Genomic DNA, 20,639 nt, shown 5'->3' with positions numbered 1-20,639 from the left:
AATCGGCCTGCTCACCGGACCTGAGCGCGAGCAACTGGAGACCTGGGCTGGCACCGGCGTCGACTTCGGCGCCCCCGGGTGCCTGCACGAACTCGTGGTGCGCCAGGCCGCGAAGACGCCGGACGCCATCGCGGTCCGCTGCGAGGGCGACGAACTGACCTACGCCGAACTCGACCAGCGCTCGAACCAGCTCGCGCACCACCTGATCGAGCGGGGCGTGACCGCGGACCGGGTGGTCGGCCTGTGCCTGCACCGGTCGACCGAACTGGTGGTCGCGATGCTCGGGGTGCTCAAGGCGGGCGGCGCGTACCTGCCGCTCGACCCCGACCACCCGGTGGACCGGCTGGAGTTCATGCTCCGCGACACCGCCGCGGTGCTCGTGCTGACCCAGGACCACCTGCGGGCCGGGCTGCCGGACGGGGTGCCCGTGCTGACCGTGGACCGCGAATGGCACGGGTCCACGGCGGCCCCCGATCGGCCGGTGAAGCCGACCGATCTCGCGTACGTCATGTACACCTCGGGTTCCACCGGCAATCCCAAGGGCGTGATGGTCGAGCACGCCGGCGTGTGGAACCGGCTGCGCTGGGGTCAGCACCACTACGACCTGGACGCTTCGGCGGTGGTGCTGCAGAAGACCCCGTACACCTTCGACGTCTCGGTGTGGGAGTTCTTCTGGCCGCTGATGGTCGGCGCGAAGCTGGTGCTGGCCAAGCCCGAAGGCCACAAGGACCCGGACTACCTGGTCCGGCTGGTCCGCGACGAAGCGATCACCGTGCTCCACTTCGTCCCGTCGATGCTGCGGTACTTCCTTGCCGCGGACGGGGTTTCGGAACTGTCCTCGGTGGAGCGGGTGTTCTGCAGCGGGGAGGCGCTGACCGCGGATCTGCGTGATCGGTTCTTCGAGTTGTTCGACGCGGAACTGCACAACCTGTTCGGTCCGACCGAGGCTTCGATCGAGGTCACCTACTGGCAGTGCCTGCCGGAGCACCGAGGTGATCCGATGGTGCCGATCGGGCGGCCGATCGCGAACGTCAACTGCCGCATCCTGGATCAGGCGGGCCAGCAGGTGCCGGTCGGCGTGCCGGGCGAACTCTGCCTCGGGGGCATCGCCGTTGCGCGCGGTTACCTCGGCCGTCCCGACCTGACCGACGAGAAGTTCATCGACGACCGGTTCTCCGGCGGCAGGCTCTACCGCACCGGCGACCTGGCGCGCTGGCGGCCGGACGGGGTGATCGAATTCCTCGGCCGCAACGACGACCAGGTCAAGATCCGCGGTCAGCGCGTCGAACCGGGTGAGATCGAGTCGGTCATCCTGACCCATCCCGCCGTGCGTGAGGCCGCGGTCACCGTGCACCAGGTCGAGGGGCAGCAGCAGCTCGCCGCGTACGTGGTGCCCGCGGTGGACGCCGACGAGGTCCGCGACTGGGTGCGGCAGCGGCTGCCCGAGTACATGGTGCCCGCCGGCGTCACCATGCTGGACGCGTTGCCGTTGTCATCCAACGGAAAGCTGAATCGCGGGGCGCTGCCCGACCCGGTGTGGCAGGGCGGTGAGGAGTTCATCCCGGCGCGGTCGTCGCTGGAGCAGGAGCTGGCCGCGATCTGGGCCGAGGTGCTCGGCGTCGAACGCGTCGGCGTGCTGGACAACTTCTTCGCCCTCGGCGGCGACTCGATCCTGTCGATCCAGATGGTCTCGCGGGCCGCGCAGGCGGGCATCCACCTGACCCCGGCGCAGGTGTTCCGCGAGCAGACCGTGGCGCGGCTGGTCGAGGTGGCCGGGCACGGGCCCGCGGTGCTCGCGCCGCAGGAACCGGTGACCGGGCCGGTCGAGCTGGGCCCGGTGCAGCGCTGGTTCTTCGACCTGGACCTGCCGGTGCGCGACCAGTGGAACCAGGGAATCACCCTGGTGGCGAAGGACGAATTCGACCCGGACCGCGTGCGCCAGGCCCTGGAACGCGTGATCGCACACCACGACGTGCTTCGCTCGCGGTTCACCCGGGAAGGCGCGCACCAGGTCGGCGTCGACGAGATCGCCGTGCCGGTGGTCGTCAGCGATGACCCGGTTCGCACCGCGCACACCGGTCTCGACATCGAGCACGGACCGTTGGTGAAGGGCGCCGTCGACGGCACCACGCTGGTCCTTGCCTGTCACCACCTGGTGGTCGACGCGGTCAGCTGGCGGTTCATCGTCGAGGACTTCGAACGCGCCTACTTCGACCGAGGCGCGTTCCCGCCGAAGACCACCGCGTTCGCGCAATGGACCGAGCGCCTCGCCTCGTACGACGTGACCGCCGAAGAGGGCTACTGGCGGGGCGTGGTCGACTCGATCACTCCGCTGCCCGCCGACTTCGACGGTCCCGACACGCAGGCAACCGCTGTGACCAGGCGGATCTCGCTGCCCGCGGAAGCGACGGCACGGCTGGCCGAGACCGCGCGCCGGATGAAAGCGCGGGTGGACGAGATGGTGCTGACCGCGTGCGCGCAGGGCCTGACCGACTGGACCGGCGACGCCGGGATCACCGTCGATGTGGAGGGCCACGGCCGCGAACCGCTCTTCGACGACATCGACCTCTCGCGCACGGTCGGCTGGTTCACCGTGATGCGCCCGGTGCACCTGCCGGTCGGCGCCGCACCCGAGGTCGAGGCGGTGCGCGCGGTCAAGCACGCCCTGCGGGAGGCGCCGCACAACGGCATCGGCTACGGCCTGCTGCGGGAGCGGTTCAAGGAAAACCCGGCGGTGCTGTTCAACTTCCTGGGCCAGCTCGACGGGGTGGCCGGTGGTGAATTCACCCTGGCGCTGGACTCGTCGGAGGGCGCGCACGCGGGGGAGAACACCCGGCACCACCCGGTCGAGATCAACGCGGGCATCAGCGACGGCGCGCTGACCGTCGAACTGACCTATCCCGGCTCCCGCTATGAGCCGTCCACCATGGACATCCTGCTGGCGGAGATCCGCGGGCACCTCGACGCGCTGACCGTCGCGGCCGGTGAAGCGGCGGCGCGGGCGTACCTGCCGGGCGACTTCCCGCTGGCCGGGGCCGGGGCCGCCGAACTGGCCGCGATCACCGCCACCCACGGCCTGGTCGGCGACCTGTACCCGGCCACCACCATGCAGCAGGGCCTGTTGTTCCACACCCTGTCCGCGCCCGGTTCGGGGGTCTACTTCGAACAGTTCAGCGTCCGGCTCGAAGGCGATCTCGATCCGATCCTCTTCCGCGAGTCCTGGCAGCGGCTGGTCGACCGGCACGAGGCGCTGCGGTCGGCGGTGGAATGGGAAGGGCTCGACCGGCCGCTGATGGTGGTGTTCGACTCGATCGAGCTGCCATGGTCCGAAGAGGACTGGCGCGACCTGGACGAGGACGCGCAGGCCGAGCGGCTGTCGGCGTTGCTGGGGAAGCAGCGCGAGGACGGGTTCGAACTGAACCGGGCGCCACTGGTGCGCGTCGGGCTGTTCCGGCTGGGCGACGAGGCGTGGCAGGTGGTCTGGAACTTCCACCACCTGATCCTGGACGGCTGGAGTTCGGCCGGCGTGCTGCGCGAGCTGTTCGAGATCTACGTGCCGCTGTGCGACGGCCGGGAGCCGGAACTGCACGACGTCCGGCAGTACCACGACTACATCGAATGGTTGCAGCGGCAGGATCTCGAAGCCGCGGAACGGTACTGGCGCGGTCTGCTCGCCGGGGTCTCGGAACCGACGTCGCTCGGGGTGGATCGTCCGTCCGAAGGGGACCGTCGCGACGAGGACTACGACCGGCGCGAGATCGTGCTGCCCGCCGAGTTGGGCGCGAGGCTGGAAGAGGTCGCCCGCCGCCGCAGGCTGACGGTGAACACGCTGTTCCAGGCCGCGTGGTCGCTGCTGCTTTCGCGGTACTCGGGCACCGAGGACGTGGTGTTCGGCGTGACTTCCTCCGGTCGTCCCGTCGATCTGGCCGGGGCCGGGAACATCGCCGGGCTGTTCATCAACACCCTGCCCGCGCGGGTGACCTGCCCGGGTGGCCAGCGGCTCGGCACCTGGCTGAGCGAACTGCAGCAGGCGCAGATCGACCAGCGCCAGTTCGAATTCAGCCCGCTGACCAAGGTGCAGGAGTGGAGCGAGGTGCCGGCCGGGGTGCCGCTGTTCGAGAGCATCCTGGTGTTCGAGAACTACCCGGCGGACTTCTCCGTGCTCGAACGGGTCAGCCGCCTGCGGGTGGCCGATCTGCACAGCATGGAGCAGACCAACTACCCGCTGACCGTGGTGGTCATCCCGGGCCGCGAGACCACGCTGAAGGTGTGGTTCGACCAGACCCGGATCGACGCCGGCGCGGCGGAACGGCTGCTCGCGCACCTGCGCGGCCTGCTGGAGGAACTGGCGGGCGACGAGCAGCGCGCGGTCGGCGAGATCGGGCTGCTCACCGCGCCGGAGGCGGAACTGTTCGAGCGGTGGGCGGACACCGCGGTCGACTACGGCGAGCCCGAGTGCCTGCACCAGGTGATCGCCCGGCAGGCCGCCGCGACGCCGGACGCGGTCGCGGTCCGATGTGGACAGGACGAACTCACCTACGCCGAACTGGATCGCCGCGCGAACCGGCTGGCGCACCACCTGATCGATGCGGGTGTGCGCGCGGACAAGGTGGTCGGCGTCGCGATGCGGCGTTCCGTCGAACTGGTGGTGGCGCTGCTCGGCGTGCTCAAGGCGGGTGGCGCGTATGTGCCGCTGGACCCGGACTACCCGGCCGAGCGCCTGGAGTTCCTGATCCGCGACACCGGCGCGAAACTGGTGCTCACCCAGGAAGAACTGCGCGACCGCATCCCGGGCACCGCGCTGGCGCTGGACACCGCCGAGTTCGACGGCGCGGACACCGATCCCGGCGTCGGCAAGCCCGCCGACCTGGCGTACGTCATCTACACCTCCGGTTCCACCGGCAAGCCCAAGGGCGTCATGCTCGAACACCGCGGGGTGTGGAACCGGTTGCGCTGGATGCAGGCGGAGTATCCGATCGGCGACGCGGACGTGGTGCTGCAGAAGACTCCGTACACCTTCGACGTTTCGGTGTGGGAGTTCTTCTGGCCGCTGATGATCGGGGCGCGCATGGTGCTGGCGAAGCCGGAAGGCCACCGCGATCCGGACTACCTCACCGAGCTGATCCGGGACGAGGGCGTCACGACCCTCCACTTCGTCCCATCGATGTTGCGGTACTTCCTTGCCGCCGAAGGGGTTTCGGAACTTCCTTCGGTCAAGCGGGTGTTCTGCAGTGGTGAGGCGTTGACGGCGGATCTGCGGGACCGGTTCTTCTCGTTGCTGGACGCCGAACTGCACAACCTGTTCGGGCCGACCGAAGCCTCGATCGACGTGACCTACTGGCAGTGCCTGCCGGAGCACAGGGGTGATCCGGTGGTGCCGATCGGCCGTCCGATCGCGAACATCACCTGCCGCATCCTCGACCAGGCCGGGCAGCAGACCCCGATCGGCGTGCCCGGCGAGCTGTGCCTGGGCGGGATCGGGCTGGCCAGGGGCTATCTCGGCCGGCCGAAGCTGACCCGGCAGAAGTTCGTCAAGGACCCGTTCTCCGACGGCAGGCTCTACCGCACCGGCGATCTCGCGCGCTGGCGGGCCGACGGCGAGATCGAGTTCCTCGGCCGCAACGACGACCAGGTCAAGATCCGCGGCCAGCGCGTCGAACCGGGTGAGATCGAGGCCGTGCTCCAGGACGACCCCATGGTCAAGCACGCGGTCGTGGTGGCCGACGACGGCGTGCTCGCCACCTTCGTCGAGCCGGACTTCACCGCGGTCACCGACCAGTCGCTGTCCTCGGCGCCCTGGCTGCGGCGGCACGTGGACCAGTGGCAGTCGCTCTACGAGCAGATCTACACCGAGCCGGTGATCGAGGTCGACGCCGACTTCAACACCGCGGGCTGGCTCTCCAGCTACACCGGTCAGCCGATCCCGACCGGCGAGATGCTCGAATGGCGCGACCGCACGGTGGACCGCGTGCTCGGCCTGCAACCGAAGCGGGTGCTGGAGATCGGCTGCGGCACGGGCATCCTGCTCACCCGCATCGCGCCGAAGGTGACCAGCTACCACGGCACCGACATGTCGGCCACGGCCATCGAGTACGTGCGCGGCAGGCTCGCCGAAAGCGGGGACGAGCACGTGGTGCTGGAGCAGCGCGAAGCCGTCGACTTCGCCGGGATCCGGCCGGACAGCGTGGACGTGGTGGTGCTCAACTCGGTCACCCAGTACTTCCCGGACGTGGCCTACCTGGTCGAGGTCATCCGGGGTGCGATGGACGCGCTGGTGCCGGGCGGCTCGATGTTCATCGGCGACGTGCGCAACCTGCTGCTGCTGGAAACCCTCCACGCGTCGGTCCAGGTCGCGCAGGCACCGGGGGACGTGCTCGCGGCGGACGTGGTGCAGCGGGTCCGGCACCTGGCGCGCGTGGAGAACGAGCTGCTGGTCGATCCCGGGTTCTTCACCAGGCTGCGGGAGAAGGTGCCGGAGCTGGGCCGGATCGAGATCAGCCCGAAGGAAGGCGCCTACGACAACGAGCTGAGCCGGTTCCGCTACGACGTGGTGCTGGAGAAGGCGGCCAAGCCACACGTCCAGGTGGAGGCGCGGTGGCTCGACTGGACGCGCGGCGAACTGACCTGGGACGCGGTGGCCACCATGCTGCGAGGCGGGGCGCGGGAACTGATCGCGCTCTCCCGGGTGCCGAACGCGCGGGTGCGGCGGCACCACGAGCGCTGGCAGCGGTTGCTCGGTGCCTCCGGTGACGCGACCCTGTCCGAAGCCATCGCCGGGGGAGACGGCGACGCCGTGGACCCGGAGAAACTGCGGGCGCTCGGGCGTTCGTGCGGGTACGAGGTGGAGATCAGCTGGGCCGCCGGGTACGCCGACGGCGCGTTCGACGTGGTCCTGCGCAAAGCCGGGCAGCCGCGCGCCGACTTCCGCCCGCCGGTCGACGGGGAACTGCTGGAACCGGCGAACATGCCGGTGCGCCAGGAACTCGGGGCCGAACTGCGCGCCAGGCTGCTGGACGAGCTGGCGCGGAAACTGCCCGCGCACATGGTGCCGTCCACGGTGACCGTGCTCGACGCGATGCCGATGACCAGTTCCGGCAAGGTCGACCGCAAGGTGCTCCGGGCCACGCGCAGCGCGCACCTGTCGGAAAAGCCTTACGTGGCCCCGCGCGACGCGGTGGAACTGCGGCTGGCGCGCATCTGGGAGAAGGTGCTCGACGTCGAACGTGTCGGTGTGCTGGACGACTTCTTCGAACTCGGCGGCGATTCGCTGGTCGCGATCCGGCTGTCCACCGAGGTGCAGCGCGCCTTCGACGTGAAGATCACGCTCGCCGACCAGCTCGCCGCACGCACGGTCGAACAGGAGGCCGGGCTGATCAGCGGTGGCGGCGCGGCCTGGCGGCCGCTGGTGGAGATCACCGCGGGCGAGGGCACGCCGGTGTTCTGCGTGCACCCGGCCGGTGGCAGCGTGCTCTGCTACGGCGAACTGGCCCGCCGGCTCGGCCGCGCCCGGCCGTTCTACGGGCTGGCCCCGCTCGGCCTGGAGGAAGGGCAGGAGGCCGACGACAACATCGGCGTGATGGCCGATCGGTATCTCGCCGAGGTGCGCGCGGTCCGGCCGCACGGGCCGTACCACCTGGCCGGCTGGTCGCTCGGCGGTGTGGTCGCGCTGGAAATGGCGGCCAGGCTGGAAGACGCGGGCGAGCGCGTCGAACTGGTCGCGATGATCGACTCGGTGGCGCCGGAACTGGTCGACGGTGACGTGGACGACGTCGACGTGATCGCCGAGTTCTTCGCCGGTGTGCCACTGGACCTGGACCACCTGCGCTCGCTCGAACCGGACGCCGCCATCGAGGCGGCGATGGAGCAGGCGGCGAAGGCGAACGCGCTGCCGTCCGGTTTGGACGCCACCCGGCTGCTGCGCATGCGGGATGTCCACAAGCGGCACATCGCCGCCCTGGTTTCCCACCGGGCGGCCAGGTACGCGGGGGACGTGGTGCTGTTCCGCGCCGCGGACACCCCGGTCACCCAGCCCGCGTACGGCTGGGAGAACACGGTCAAGGGCAGGCTGGAGATCATCGGCGTGCCGGGCAACCACCAGACCGTGCTGAGTTCCCCCGGCGTCGGCCGGATCGCCCGCGAACTCGGCGCCCGCATCCCGGAATGAACAAGGAGATTCGATGTACGACGTGATCGTGGTAGGTGCGGGGCCGTCCGGCCTGAACGCGGCGCTGATCCTGGGCCGCGCGCTGCGGCGGGTGCTGCTGGTGGACTCGGGCGAACCGCGCAACGCCAGGGCACACGCGATGAACGGCTTCCTCAGCCGGGACGGGATCGACCCCGCCGAGTTCCGCCGGATCGCCAGGGAGGACCTGGCCAAGTACGAGACCGTGACCGTGCGGGACGTCGCGGTCGCCTCGGTGTCGGCCGGCGAGGAAAGCGCGTCGGTGGTGCTCGCCGACGGCACCACCGAGCAGGCCCGCAGCGTGCTGCTGACCGTGGGCCGGCGTGACCGGCTGCCCGAGGTCGACGGCGTGGCCGAGCTGTGGGGCCAGGGCGTCTACGGCTGCCCGTACTGCCACGGGTTCGAGGTGCGCGGGCAGAAGCTGGCCGTGCTGGGCGCGGAGACCTCCGCGGCGCACCTGGCCGTGCAACTCACCCGGTACAGCTCCGACGTGGTGCTGTTCACCGACGGCACACCGGACTTCGACGAGGAGGCGGCCGCCGCGCTGAAGGTGTGCGAGGTGGAGGTGCGGACGGAACCGGTGGAGCAGGTCACCGGCGCCGACGGCCACCTCACCGGGGTGCGGATCGGCGGCGAGACGATCGCGCGCGACGCGATGTTCGTCAAGACTCCGCTCGACGCGCACGGCGAGCTGGCCGAAGCGCTCGGCTGCGAACTGATGGACGACGGCTCGGTGCGGATCGACGAGCACGGGCACACCTCGGTGGACCTGATCTACGCCGCCGGCGAGGCCGCCCGGCTGCCGAACTGGCCGTCACCGTGGATCCACGCGATCACCAGCGCGGCGCTGGGCGCGATGGTCGCGCTGAGCATCGACCACGACCTGATCGTCGCGGACGTGCGCTCGAAGTTCGGAATGTGAGAACCGGCCCTCACCCGGCCGTGCTGGCCCAGCCGGTCAGGTGGGGGATCTTCACCCCGAACGGGCCGTGGAGCAGGAACTCCTCGGTCTCCACCCGGTCGAATCCGGCCGCGTCGATGGCGCGGCCGGTCTCGCGTGCCGGGTCGCAGCCGCCGTCGAGCCAGCGCGACACCGGCGCCACGGTCTTCTGCGCCCAGCGCGACCAGGTGCCGTCGGGCGCGGCGACGTGCTCCAGGAACACGTAACGGCCACCAGGGCGCAGCACGCGGACGATCTCGGCGAGCACGCGGCTCTGGTCGTAGACCGAGCACAGCACGATGGTGCCGACGACGGCGTCCACGCTGTGATCGGCCAGCGGAATGGACTCCGCCGCCCCGCCGATGACCTGGCCGCGCGCCTTCTCGCGCAATCGTTCGTGCAGGTAGGGATTCGGTTCGAGGCCGAGCCAGCGGACGTCGCGGCCGAAGTGCGCGGTGTTCGCGCCCGCGCCGGGACCGATCTCCAGCACCGTGCCGGTCAGGTCCGCCAGCAGCTTGCGCCGCTGCGGGACGTACATGCCCGCACCACCGGCCGACCGGTTGCGGGCGGCGCGCTTCCAGCCACGCGCGGTGCGGGTGGTCATCGGGCGGTGACCTCTTCGGTGACCTGCTGCACGACCTCGATCACGCGCGCGGCTCCGTCCTCGTTCCGCAGTTCCGCCGCGATCGCAGCGGCTCGTTCAGTGTAGGTCGGCGCACCGACAGCCTCGGCGATCTTCGCCGCCAGCCCGTCCGCGGTGAGTCCGCGCGCCGGGAGCACACCCGGCGCGGTACCCAGCTCGACCAGGCGCTTCGCCCAGAACGGCTGGTCGTTCGAAAACGGCACGGGCACCGACGGCACCCCCGCGCGCAGCACCGCCGCGGTGGTTCCCGCGCTCGCGTGGTGCACCACGGCGGCGACGCGCGGCAGGAGCCATTCGTGGGGCACGTGGCCGACCGTGAGCACGTTCTCGCCGGACGCGGCCAGGTCGCCCCAGCCGCTGTGCACCACTGCCCGCACGCCGCTGCGCCGGATCGCTTCGGTGACCGCCTGCCGCTGGCGATTCGTCTTGCGGGCGACCACGCTGCCGAAGCTGAAGTAGACCGGGGGAGGGCCGTCGTCGAGGAAGTCGACCAGCTCGGCGGGTGGTTCCGCGGTGGAATGCGGCCACCAGAAGCCGACCATTTCCTGTTCCGGCCGCCAGTCACGCGGGCGCGGCACCACGGCCGGGCTGATGCCGTGCAGCATGCGCTGGCGCGGGTTCGGCGTGAACCTGGTTTTCAGCCCGAGTCGCGTCCGCAGGTCGGCCAGCGGTTTCGCGAACATCCGGGGTCCCAAGTGGACAAAAAGCTCACCGGTCCCGCGGTTGAGCCACGGGCCCAGATCCCGGCCGCCGAACAAGGACGGCGACATCTCACGCGTCGGCGCGGCGGGCTGCAACGGCAGCGCGAGGCACGGAATGCCGTTCGCCTCGGCAAGGCTGTCGCCGAAGATCAAGGTGGACATCGGGCAGAGCAGCACGTCGGCGCGTTCGGCGGCCCTGATCATCTCCGGCACCTGCTCGCGCAGGCCGTCGACCATCAGCCGCATCGGGGATTTCCGGCTGTTCGCGGTGACCTGCCGCGGATCGGTCGAGGACAGCCGGTGGAACCCGAGCCCGGCACCGGTGATCGCGTCGCCGAACCGCTCCACCGCCGCGACCGTCACCGGATGCCCGGCTTCGGTGAGCCGCCTGCCCAGGCCGAGGTAGGGCAACACGTCGCCGTCGCTGCCACTGGCCAGGACCACCACGCGTGCCATGAGCCGAGGTTAACCACGCACCCCTGGGGCGATGCCTAGAGAGCGCGGGCGGCTCCGCCACTCGGGAAAGCACGACCCGGGCTTGACGCAACCAACTGGTTGCCATAGAGTCGCAACCAGTTGGTTGCTACTTAGTGGAGGTTCCCGTGGCATTCCCCGATCGCATCGAGCGGACCGTCGAGCTGGCCCAGCCGCCCGCCAAGGTGTGGGCCGCGCTCACCACCGCCGAAGGGCTCGGCACCTGGTTCGGCAACCAGGCGACGATCGACCTGCGCCCCGGTGGCTCGGCGCAGCTGAAGTGGGACACCGGCGACGCGGCCGACCTGCGGGTCGAGCGGGTCGAGGAGCCGTCCGTGTTCGGCTTCACCTGGCACATCTACGGGCTGCCGGAGGGCGACCCGCGCCGCACCTACGTCGAGTTCACCCTCGAACCGGTCGGCGCGGGCACCCGGCTGACCGTGGTCGAGAGCGGCTTCGGCCAGCTCGCGGAGGACGACCACGAGAAGGCCTTCGGCGGAAACGTCAAGGGGTGGGCGCTCGAACTGGGCGAGCTGGTCGAATACCTCGATGCAGCCTGAACACGAGGCCGTCGCCGAACAGGTCTTCACCGCGCTGGCCGATCCCAGCCGGCGCGCCATCCTGGCCGCGCTGGCGGCGGGCGGCCCGGCCACCGCTACCGAGCTGGCCGGTCGCCTGCCGATCACCCGGCAGGCGATCGCCAAGCACCTGAACCTGCTGGCCGAGGCCGGTCTGGTGACCGCGGAGCCGGGTGAGCGCCGCCGGGTGCGGTACCGGCTGCGCTCGGCGCCGATGCGGGTCGCGCAGCAGTTCCTGGCCGCGCTGGCCAGCGACTGGGACGGGCGGTTGGACGCGCTGAAGACGCGCCTCGAGCAGGCTTGAGGCCCCGGCTCGTAATTTACGCGATCGAGCGGAACCGGATCACCACGCGTAGTGACGTAGTCGCGGTGTTCACCTGATCCAGGGCTCGATACCCTGGACGAGTTGGCGCGTCGAGGTGGAAGGTGGCGTTCGGCGATGGAACCCGCGACGGAACTGGGGCGACGGCTCCGGGAGATCCGCGGGTGGCGGCAGCTCAGCCTGCGGGCGGTGGCCCAGCTCTCCGGTTACTCCTTCACCTATCTCGGCCAGATCGAGCGCGGTGAGAAACCGGTGAACAGCAGGCGGGTGCTCGAAGCACTCGCTCGCACGCTCCGCGTCTCGCCCACCGAGCTGACCGGAAAGCCTTATGCGGCAAGGGATCCGCTGGACGACGACATCCGCGCCGGGGTACCGGCGGTGGAGGAGGCGCTGACCGGCTGGTGGGTCGGCGAGGCGCCGGAGCAGCGGGACCGGCCGTGGGCGCAGCTCTCGGCGGACGTGGTGCGGCTGAACAAGGTCCTGCGGCCCGACGCCGACTTCGCCGCGCAGGTGGTGCTCATCCCGCAGCTGATCCGCGAGCTGCTGACCGCGTCGGCCGACCCGGCGCACCGCCGCGAGGCGCTGGTCGGCCTGATCGGCACCTACAAGGCCGCCGCCTACCTGGTGCACGACCTCGGCTTCGCCGGGCTTCCGGCGCTGGCCGTGGAGCGGATGCACCAGGCGGCCGAGGAACTCGGCGATCCGGTGTGGACCACCTACGCCGCCTACCAGCGCGCCCAGCTGCTGTCCGGGGCGAACCGCGCGCGGCAGTACGAACTGGCCGTCCGCGTGGCCGAGATGCCGGGGGCCCGCGCCGAAACGGCCGGGCTGGCGCACCTGACCGCCGCGCTGGCCTCGGCCACCCGCGGTGAGGCCGACCAGGCCAGGACGCACCTGGCCGAAGCGGCCGCGCTGGCCGACACGATCGAGCCGGACGTGAGCCCGTGGATGGACACCAATTTCGGCCGGACCAACGTCGGGATCTGGCAGGTGACCATCGGGCTGGAGCTGGGCTTGGGCGCCGGAGTGGCCGAACTGGCACGCCCAGTGCGACCGGTCGGGGTCTCACGGTCGCGCCAGTCCGCCTTCTGGATGGATTTGGGCCGCGGTCTGCTCACTGAGCGGAAGACCCGCGACCAAGGGCTCGCCGCGTTGCTGAAGGCGGAGGAACTGGCCCCGCAGAAGGTCAGGAACAACGTTTTCGCTCGTGAGGCCGTCGCCGACCTGCTCGGTTGCGCCCGCCGCGAAGCCGGTGGCCGCGAGCTGCGCGGCCTGGCCTGGCGCATGGGCGTTGCCCCAACCGGGTAAACCACGGCAGCTGTGCACTCCTGGTGCACAAACCGGCCTCCGTCGCGCCTAGCGTGATTGCGCGATCACAGGAGGTGCTGGTGCCTGGCGAAAGACCGGAGCCAAGGCGGGCGGACGGCGAAAGCCCCGCCGCGTTCGTCAGCCGGGTCTTCCGGACCTGTCGCTGGTGTGGCACGCGTTATCCCGACGCTTGGACCTGCTTGTTCCACGAATGCCGGTGCGACGGCGCCAGCGGGCCGCCGTGGCCGGAGGCCGACGCCGACCCAGGTGCCTGGTTCGCCACCGCCCGCACAGCCCCCGGTGGAACGGGCTGACCCCCGACCCGTCCGTTCCGCCGGGTTCCACCGCCACCCCGCCAATACGGCGTCCGAAGAGGACAGCCGCCGACCCGCACCACACCGGACAGTCCGCTTAGGACCGCCACGGTGGCGGTGAGTAACCGTTCGACTGTGGTGACAGTGATTTCTCGCCGCCTGTTCCCTCGACTTTTCGCGCGCGGTACCGTTTGTGCTCGGCGTCGGCGCGAGAGCGGGGTGATCAGCATCGAGGCCGGGACCACCGCGGATTCAGCCACCGAGCTGCTCGTGCTGCTCGACCGGCTGCGTGCCCAGACCGGCCGCGAGGACGTACCGAAGCGCGAGGTCCTCGACGGCAATCTCGCGCTGCTCGCCGAGGACATGCGCGCGCTGCAACGCGGCCTGCCGGACACCGTGCACCCCGAGCTGACGGTGAGCCGCTGGTCGAAGGTGCAGTCCCTGCTCGGCGGCCGGGCCAGGTTCGCCCCGCTGGTCTCCGCGATCTCCAGCCGGATCGAGCACCTTTTCCGCTGATGCTTTTCTGCTGAACCTTCCGCTGAACCTTTTGCTGGGCGGACGCACATCTGACGCACAGCCGGTTCACAGCCCGTCCCGTTTCACTCACCGTCATGAACAAGTGGTCGCCGCCGGAAGTCCTCCGGGGTCTCGACGGTCCAGCTTCCCGCGAAGGCTTCCCGGCGGTGACCGCCAAGAAGCTCGCCGCACTGACGCTGCTGGTGTTCGCCGCGATCACCGTGCGCACGTTGTTCTTCGATTACCGGTCCGGGGACTACAACGCGTTCCTGCTCCGCTGGTACGAGTTCATCGAGCAGAACGGCGGCTGGCGCGCGCTGCGGCAGGAGTTCTCCAACTACAACGCGCCCTACCTGTACCTGCTGGTGGTGCTGAGCTATCTGCCGGTGCCGCCGCTGATCGGGATCAAGCTGATTTCGGTGGTGTTCGACTTCGTCCTGGCCTACTTCGCCTACCGGCTGGTCGACCTGCGGTACCCGGGGCGCTGGTGGCCGCTGCCGGCCGGCGCGGTGGTGGTGTTCCTGCCGACCGTGGTGCTGAACAGTTCGATGTGGGCGCAGGCGGATTCGATCTATTCCGCGTTCGCGCTCGGCGGTCTCTACTTCGCGCTGCGTCACCGGCCCTATCTGGCGTGTGCCTTCTTCGGGCTCGCGCTGGCGTTCAAGCTCCAGGCGATCTTCCTGTTCCCGGTGTTGTTGCTGCTGGTGCTGGCCAAGCGCGTGCCGTGGCGCGCGCTGTTGCTGGTGCCCGCGGTCTACCTGGTGCTCGACGTGCCCGCGTTGCTGATCGGCGCCGATCCGGTGGCGTTGCTGACGATCTACGCGACGCAGACCGAGACCTACGGCCAGCTCACGCTGAACGCGCCGAACGCGTACCAGTTCCTGACCGGGGTCACCGATACCGACGTGCTCAAGGCGGTGGGAGTGGCACTGACCGGAGCGCTGCTGCTGGGCGGAATCGTCGCGCTGCTGGCCAGGGCGACCGAGTTGACCACCACCCGGATCTTGCTGCTGGCAACGGTTTCGGCGCTGCTGGTGCCGTATTTCCTGCCCGCGATGCACGAGCGGTACTTCTACCTCGCCGACGTCCTGACCGTGGTCGCCGCGTTCCACCTGCCCCGGTTGTTGTGGCCGTTGCCGATTCTCACGCAGTTCGCGTCGCTGTTCTCGTACCTGCCCTACCTGGCCGCGGACGGCGGGTTCGGCGGCACGGCCCCGGCCATTGTGGACTTCCGGGTGCTGGCGATGGTGATGCTGGGGGCGCTGGTGCTGGCGGTGTGGGTGACCGTGGAGAAACTGGTTGAGCCGGGTCCTAGTCTGCCGGAATGGACGAGATCATCACCTATCTCGAGATGACCGCGCCCGGCGACCTGCGCCCGGCGGGGCCGGTCGACGGGCTGGTGCTGGACCCGGTCGGGCGCACGTCGCCGTTGATCAGGGAACTGCACGCGCGTGTCGGTGCGCCGCACGGTTGGAGCAGCGCCACCCGCACCGACGCGGGTTGGGACGAGTGGCTGGCGAAGGAGGACCGCGAGTACCGGGTGATCCGGTTCGACGGTGAGGCCGCTGGCGCCACCGACTACGTCCCACAGGACGGCGGTGATGTGGAGATCAGCACGTTCGGCCTGCTGCCGGAGTTCGTCGGCCGTGGGCTGGGTGGGTATGCCCTGACACTGGTGGTCCAGGAGGCGTGGGCGGTGCCGGGTGCGCGGCGGGTGTGGCTGCACACCTCGACCAAGGACCACCCGAACGCCATGCCCAACTACCTGCGACGAGGCTTCCGCATCTTCGAACCGCACAAGTAGCCCGATGGGCGATGGTCCGCGGAGGTGGCTGCGCGAGAGGTGGGCAGCTGGCCGAGGGGCGGCTGTTCGAGGGTGGGCAGCTGGCTGAGGGGCGGCTGTTCGAGGGTGGGTTGCCAGCCGAAGGGGCAGCGGTTCGCGGGGGCGGCTGCGCGAGAGAGGTGGGCAGGCGGCCCAGAGGCGGCGGTCCGCGGAGCAGCCCGTTCGGGGATGGGCAGCTGGCCGAGGGGCAGCATCCCGCGGGGATCAGCTGCTTGAGGGGTGGGTAGTCGGCCGAGGGACATCAGCCCGCGGGGATCAGCCGTTCGTGGGTTGGGCAGCTGGCCGGGGGCAGCATCCCGCGGGGGCCGCCGCTTGAGGGTTGGGTAGTCGGCGGGGGCAGCGATCCGCGAGGCCGTTGTTGTTTGAGGGGTGGGTAGCTGGCCGAAGGCGCGGCGGTTTGCGGGGGCAGCCGTGCGAGGGGCAACTGGCCGAGGGGCAGGGGCAGCCGTTTGAGAGGGCGGGTGACCGTCCGGGGGCAGCAGCCCATGAGGGCAGCCGTGTGAGGGGGCGCGGGACAGTGGCCCGGGGTCAGCAGGTCGGCGGCAGCCAGCCCGGGGCCATCACGTCCGCGGGGCCGACCGGCATCTCGGCCCCGAAGCTGAAGCCGACCAGGCTGCCCGGGCAGACCGGGACGCCGGCCGGGCCGTCCCCGGTCTGTGAAGTGCGCCAGGCCACCGGGTCGAGGCCGACGCGCCACACCTTCCAGTACGGGGCGCCGTCTTGGTGGCCCGTGCAGTCGTCGTCGGCGGGCGAGGGGGTTTCGTTGATCCGGCAGACGTAACCCGAGTCGCCGTAGGGGCCCTCGCCGCGGCCCGCGTGCACGGCGAGGCCGGTGCGGTCGAGCGCTTGCCGGGCATCGGTGGCGCCGGTCGCGCACCGCACCACGAGTTCGCCGGGCAGCGCGACCGCGACCGTGACGCCGTCGCACGGTGCTTCGGCCGCTTTTTCGGTGGTGAGCGGGGCGGGCAGGGTCAGCAGCAGCGAGGCGAGCACGGGAAGAACAGGCACAAACCGGACAGTACGGCTGTTCTGCTTGACGCGCGATCCGAGGCGGTGTTGCGCAGATCACCTTCCATTCACGGGAAACCTGGGCTGAATTGACCTGCTTGTTCACAAATGCCCGGTTCGTGGATCTTGTGAGAACGGTCGAAACGGGAGAAGGATGTGTTACCTCGCAATCGAGTTCCTCCAGCCGAGTGAACCGATTTGTCCGAATGGATCATCAGTTTCATTCGGGTCCTCGAAAGGTTTCCGAGCGTGACACGTAGACGCCTCACCGCTGTTCTTGTTCCCCTCGCCCTCGTGGTGGCGACGCTGACCGCGGGCGGTACCGCCGCCCAGTCGCAACTGCCGAGGCAGAGCCCGATCAACGTGACCCCGGGCGCGATCAAGATCGATCCGAGCCAGCCGAAGCTGAATGTCTTCTACGGGCATTCGGACGTGGAGCTGGAATACGTCCGGAAGGACACCGCCGATCCCGCGGGGTGCACCACGCGCCACCACGAGGAAACGGAAGAAGCCAACGTGACCCCCGGCGCCGGGCACGTCACGGTGGCCGGGGTGCGGTACGAACTGGAGCAGTTCCACTTCCACACCCCGTCGGAGCACCGCTTCGGCGGCCACGCCGACCCGCTGGAGATGCACTTCGTCCACCGCAGCGCGGCGGGCCGGCTGCTGGTCATCGGCGTTCCGCTGCGGGCGGGCCACAAGTCCACTGTGGACAAGGTGCTGGCCGAGCTGACGCCGGAATGCGGTGAGCCGGTCGACGTGCACGACGTCGACCTGAACTCGCTGCTCCCGGCCAACCGGAGCACCCTTCGCTACGACGGCTCGCTCACCACGGCCCCGTTCAGCGAAGACGTGCAGTGGTTCCTGACCGCCGAACTGACCGTCAGCCAGGAGACCATCACGCGTTTCCAAAGCCTGTTCGTGGACGGCAACGCGCGCACCGTGCAACCGGTGAACGGCCGAACCGTCACCGGCGTTCCCCAGTTCTGACGCCTCTTTCCGGGTGCCGTGAAAGCCATATTCGCGGCACCCGGAAAAGCGTCAGGCGCGCAGGGTGCTCGACAGGATCGCGCGGTGCGTGGGCTTGGCCTCCGCATAACGCTGCTGGCCTGCCTCGGTGAGGGTGATGAAGATGCCCCGCCGGTCCTCGGCGCAGATGGCGCGTTCGACCAGGCCCTCGCGCTCCAGCCGGGCGACCAGCCGTGAGGTGGCGCTCTGGCTCAGGTGCACGGCTTCGGTGAGGTCCGCGCCCCGGCACTTGCGGTCGCAGGTCGCCAGCCGCTCCAGTGCCTCGAACTCGTTGATGCCGATGCCGTGCAGTTCCTGCAACCGGCACTCGAGCGCGTTGAACACCGCCGCGTGCCGCGCGGACAACTCGTGCCACTCCCGCACCAGAGTCTGCTCGGCGACATCGCTCACCCGGCGAAGATAGCATGCACACGAATCTGATGCAAGGACATTAAATGCGTTGGCATTAGATGCGTGTGCATGTACTGTCCTGACCCATGAGCTTGTCCACGTCTTCAACCCGGTGGGACGCACGCCTGTGGGGCGTGCTCCTGACCGTCTCCACCGTCGTCGGCCTCGACGCGCTCGACGTGTCGATGGTCGGCGTCGCCCTGCCCTCCATCCAGGCCGAACTCGGCCTCTCCACCAGTGCGCTGCAATGGGTCGTCAGCGGGTACGTGCTCGGCTACGGCGGCCTGCTCCTGCTCGGCGGCCGCACCGCCGACCTGCTCGGCAGGCGCCGCGTCTTCCTGATCGCGGTCGCCGTGTTCGCCGTCGCCTCGCTGTTCGGCGGCCTCGTCGACAGCGGCCCGCTGCTCATCGCGAGCCGGTTCGTCAAGGGGCTGGCGGCCGCGTTCACCGCCCCGGCCGCGCTGTCGATCATCACCACGACCTTCCACGAGGGCCCGGCCCGCAACAAGGCGATCAGCATCTTCGCCGTGTTCGGCGCGAGCGGGTACTCCGCCGGGCTGGTCTTCTCCGGCCTGCTCACCGAGGTGGGCTGGCGCTGGACCTTCCTGCTGCCGGTGCCGATCGCGCTCGCCGCGCTCGTCGCCGCGATCAAGCTGATCCCGCAGTACCGCCCCGAATCGGGCCGCGGTTACGACTTCCCCGGCGCGATCACCGGCGCCGCCGGTTCGCTGCTGCTGGTCTTCGCCGTGGTCGAGGCACCGGAGATCGGCTGGGCCTCGCCGCGCACGCTGATCTCCTTCGCGCTCGCCATCGCGCTGCTGGCCGGCTTTGTGTTCATCGAGAAGCGCTCGAAGCACCCGCTGTTGCGCCTCGGCATCCTGCGGTCCGGCCCGCTGGCCCGCGCGAACCTCGGGGGAGCGCTGTTCTTCGGCGCGTACATCGGTTTCCAGTTCGTCGTGATGCTGTACCTGCAGTCGGTGCTGGGGTGGTCCGCATTGCAGACCGCGCTGGGCTTCCTGCCCGCGGCGCTGATCGTCGCCTTCGGTTCGCCGAGGATCGAGCCGCTGATCGATCGGGTCGGCACCCCGCGCACCATTCTCGTCGGGGTCGCCGCGCACGTCGTCGGCTACGCGTTGTTCCTGGGCATCGACAAGGATTCCAGCTACGCCGGTGCCGTGCTGCCCAGCATGATCCTGCTCGGAATCGGCTTCACGCTGGCGTTCTCCTCGCTGAACATCCAGGCCACCGCGGGCATCAGCGACGACGAGCAGGGCCTGGCCGGTGGCCTGCTCAACACCTCGATCCAGGTCGGCGGCGCGATCGGGCTGGCCGTGGTGACAGCGGTGCTCACCGCGAACGGCGGTGAGGGAGCCGGAGTGCTCGACGGGCTCACGCCCGCGCTGGGCGTGGTCACCGGGATCGCCGTGCTCGGTCTGCTGGTCGCGATTTCCGGGGTGGTCAAGCGTTCGCGGGTGGCTCAGCCGGAACTCGCGCTCGCCGCGACCGCGACGAAATAGCGGTCCACGCGGTCCAGCCGGTCGCCGTGCTGATGCAGCCGAGGCCGAGCCAGCGGAGCGCCGAGAGCTGCTCGTCCAGCACGAGCAGCCCGGCGACCGCGGCGACCGCCGGTTCCAGACTGAGCAGCACACCGACGGTGCCGGCGTTGATCCGCCGGAGCGCGGACTGTTCGAGGGTGTACGGGAGTACCGCGGTGATCGTCGCGACGGCGGCGCCCGCCGGCAGTACTCCCGGCGCCCAGTCCACCGGCTGCGCGAGCAGTCCGGTGGGCATGCCGAGCACGGCGGCGAAGGCGACACCCCACACCAGTCCGGACGTGTCGCCGGTGAGCAGGGCGACCCGGCGGCTCAGCAGCAGGTAGGAACCCATCGCCACGGCGGAAAGCAGGGCGAGCACCAGGCCCGGCCAGTGCGGCGGACCGCCCGCGGGATCGTTCAGCAGCCAGACCCCGGCGCCGGCCACCACGGCGGCGCCGAGGTCGGCCGGTCGTCGCGAACCGAGCAGTCCGACCAGCAGCGGTCCGAGCAACTGCAGCGTGCTCGCCACCCCGACCGGCAGATACCGCATCGCCGGATAGACCAGGTTCATGCCAGCGATCGCGGTGCCGAGCCCGAGGATCCACGGCAGGTGCCGCCGGTCGGGCAGCTTCGGCCGGAACCACAGCAGGAGCAGTAACGCCGCGAATCCCAGGCGCAGCGCGACAACCCCGCCCGCGCCGATCGTCCCGGAGAGCTGCTTGCCGAAGGCCTGGCCGGTCTGCGTGCAGATCGCCGCGGTGAGCACGAGAAGCGGAGCGGGAACCATGCCGCCAGCTTCAGCCCGGAGATCCGTTCAGGTCCATCGAGGATTTCCGGGCGATTTCGTTTAGCGTCA

15 protein-coding genes are annotated in these 20,639 nt (G+C 70.1%); 10 read left to right on the top strand and 5 right to left on the bottom strand.

The window, feature by feature from the left end; genetic code table 11:
* The first annotated feature begins 97 nt into the window (after window positions 1-97).
* Window positions 98-8,164, top strand: coding sequence for a non-ribosomal peptide synthetase (locus YIM_RS39155; RefSeq protein WP_228005072.1), 8,067 nt, complete (start codon window positions 98-100; stop codon window positions 8,162-8,164).
* Window positions 8,165-8,177: 13 nt separating this feature from the next.
* On the top strand, window positions 8,178-9,104 hold the full coding sequence (locus YIM_RS39150; RefSeq protein WP_153035170.1) for an NAD(P)/FAD-dependent oxidoreductase: 927 nt from the start codon (window positions 8,178-8,180) through the stop codon (window positions 9,102-9,104).
* Window positions 9,105-9,114: 10 nt separating this feature from the next.
* On the opposite strand, the gene YIM_RS39145 is transcribed toward YIM_RS39150, so the two are convergent.
* Entirely contained in the window at window positions 9,115-9,726 is a 612-nt protein-coding gene (locus YIM_RS39145) for a class I SAM-dependent methyltransferase (RefSeq protein WP_153035169.1), read from the bottom strand.
* Entirely contained in the window at window positions 9,723-10,922 is a 1,200-nt protein-coding gene (locus YIM_RS39140) for a glycosyltransferase (protein ID WP_153035168.1), read from the bottom strand. The genes YIM_RS39145 and YIM_RS39140 overlap by 4 nt, the downstream gene beginning before the upstream one ends.
* Before the next feature lie 146 nt (window positions 10,923-11,068).
* Between YIM_RS39140 and YIM_RS39135 the strand changes: the two genes are divergently transcribed.
* The 6 genes from YIM_RS39135 (at window position 11,069) to YIM_RS39110 (ending at window position 15,782) form a co-directional block, all read left to right on the top strand.
* Entirely contained in the window at window positions 11,069-11,500 is a 432-nt protein-coding gene (locus tag YIM_RS39135) for an SRPBCC domain-containing protein (protein WP_153035167.1), read from the top strand.
* A complete protein-coding gene (locus YIM_RS39130; RefSeq protein WP_153035166.1) occupies window positions 11,490-11,822 on the top strand; it encodes a metalloregulator ArsR/SmtB family transcription factor in 333 nt (110 codons plus the stop codon). The genes YIM_RS39135 and YIM_RS39130 overlap by 11 nt, the downstream gene beginning before the upstream one ends.
* A 135-nt stretch (window positions 11,823-11,957) precedes the next feature.
* Window positions 11,958-13,148: a helix-turn-helix domain-containing protein gene (locus YIM_RS39125; protein ID WP_153035165.1), complete on the top strand. Its 1,191-nt coding sequence runs from the start codon at window positions 11,958-11,960 to the stop codon at window positions 13,146-13,148.
* A gap of 533 nt (window positions 13,149-13,681) precedes the next feature.
* Window positions 13,682-13,978 (top strand): hypothetical protein, encoded by a 297-nt coding sequence (locus tag YIM_RS39120; protein ID WP_153035164.1) that lies wholly within the window; start codon window positions 13,682-13,684, stop codon window positions 13,976-13,978.
* A 95-nt stretch (window positions 13,979-14,073) separates the two neighbouring features.
* The gene (locus YIM_RS39115) at window positions 14,074-15,333 is read left to right on the top strand and encodes a glycosyltransferase 87 family protein (RefSeq protein ID WP_153035163.1); all 1,260 of its coding nucleotides are present in this window, start codon (window positions 14,074-14,076) and stop codon (window positions 15,331-15,333) included.
* Complete coding sequence (locus tag YIM_RS39110; RefSeq protein ID WP_153035162.1) at window positions 15,303-15,782, top strand: GNAT family N-acetyltransferase; 480 nt, start codon at window positions 15,303-15,305, stop codon at window positions 15,780-15,782. Before YIM_RS39115 ends, YIM_RS39110 begins: the two co-directional genes overlap by 31 nt.
* Window positions 15,783-16,349: 567 nt before the next feature.
* Here YIM_RS39110 and YIM_RS39105 read toward each other — a convergent pair.
* The gene (locus tag YIM_RS39105) at window positions 16,350-16,829 is read right to left on the bottom strand and encodes a hypothetical protein (protein WP_153035161.1); all 480 of its coding nucleotides are present in this window, start codon (window positions 16,827-16,829) and stop codon (window positions 16,350-16,352) included.
* A gap of 249 nt (window positions 16,830-17,078) precedes the next feature.
* Here YIM_RS39105 and YIM_RS39100 point away from each other — a divergent pair, with 249 nt between their 5' ends.
* Window positions 17,079-17,819: a carbonic anhydrase family protein gene (locus YIM_RS39100; RefSeq protein ID WP_194239898.1), complete on the top strand. Its 741-nt coding sequence runs from the start codon at window positions 17,079-17,081 to the stop codon at window positions 17,817-17,819.
* 51 nt (window positions 17,820-17,870) lie between these two features.
* Here YIM_RS39100 and YIM_RS39095 read toward each other — a convergent pair whose 3' ends face one another.
* Complete coding sequence (locus YIM_RS39095; protein WP_153035159.1) at window positions 17,871-18,248, bottom strand: MarR family winged helix-turn-helix transcriptional regulator; 378 nt, start codon at window positions 18,246-18,248, stop codon at window positions 17,871-17,873.
* An 86-nt stretch (window positions 18,249-18,334) separates the two neighbouring features.
* Here YIM_RS39095 and YIM_RS39090 point away from each other — a divergent pair, with 86 nt between their 5' ends.
* A complete protein-coding gene (locus YIM_RS39090; RefSeq protein WP_153035158.1) occupies window positions 18,335-19,765 on the top strand; it encodes an MFS transporter in 1,431 nt (476 codons plus the stop codon).
* Here YIM_RS39090 and YIM_RS39085 read toward each other — a convergent pair.
* The gene (locus YIM_RS39085) at window positions 19,707-20,570 is read right to left on the bottom strand and encodes a DMT family transporter (protein WP_153035157.1); all 864 of its coding nucleotides are present in this window, start codon (window positions 20,568-20,570) and stop codon (window positions 19,707-19,709) included. The genes YIM_RS39090 and YIM_RS39085 overlap by 59 nt on opposite strands.
* Window positions 20,571-20,639: the final 69 nt, after the last annotated feature.

Source organism: Amycolatopsis sp. YIM 10 (genome assembly GCF_009429145.1).
Lineage (GTDB): Bacteria > Actinomycetota > Actinomycetes > Mycobacteriales > Pseudonocardiaceae > Amycolatopsis.
This window is presented reverse-complemented; position numbering and strand designations above follow the sequence as displayed.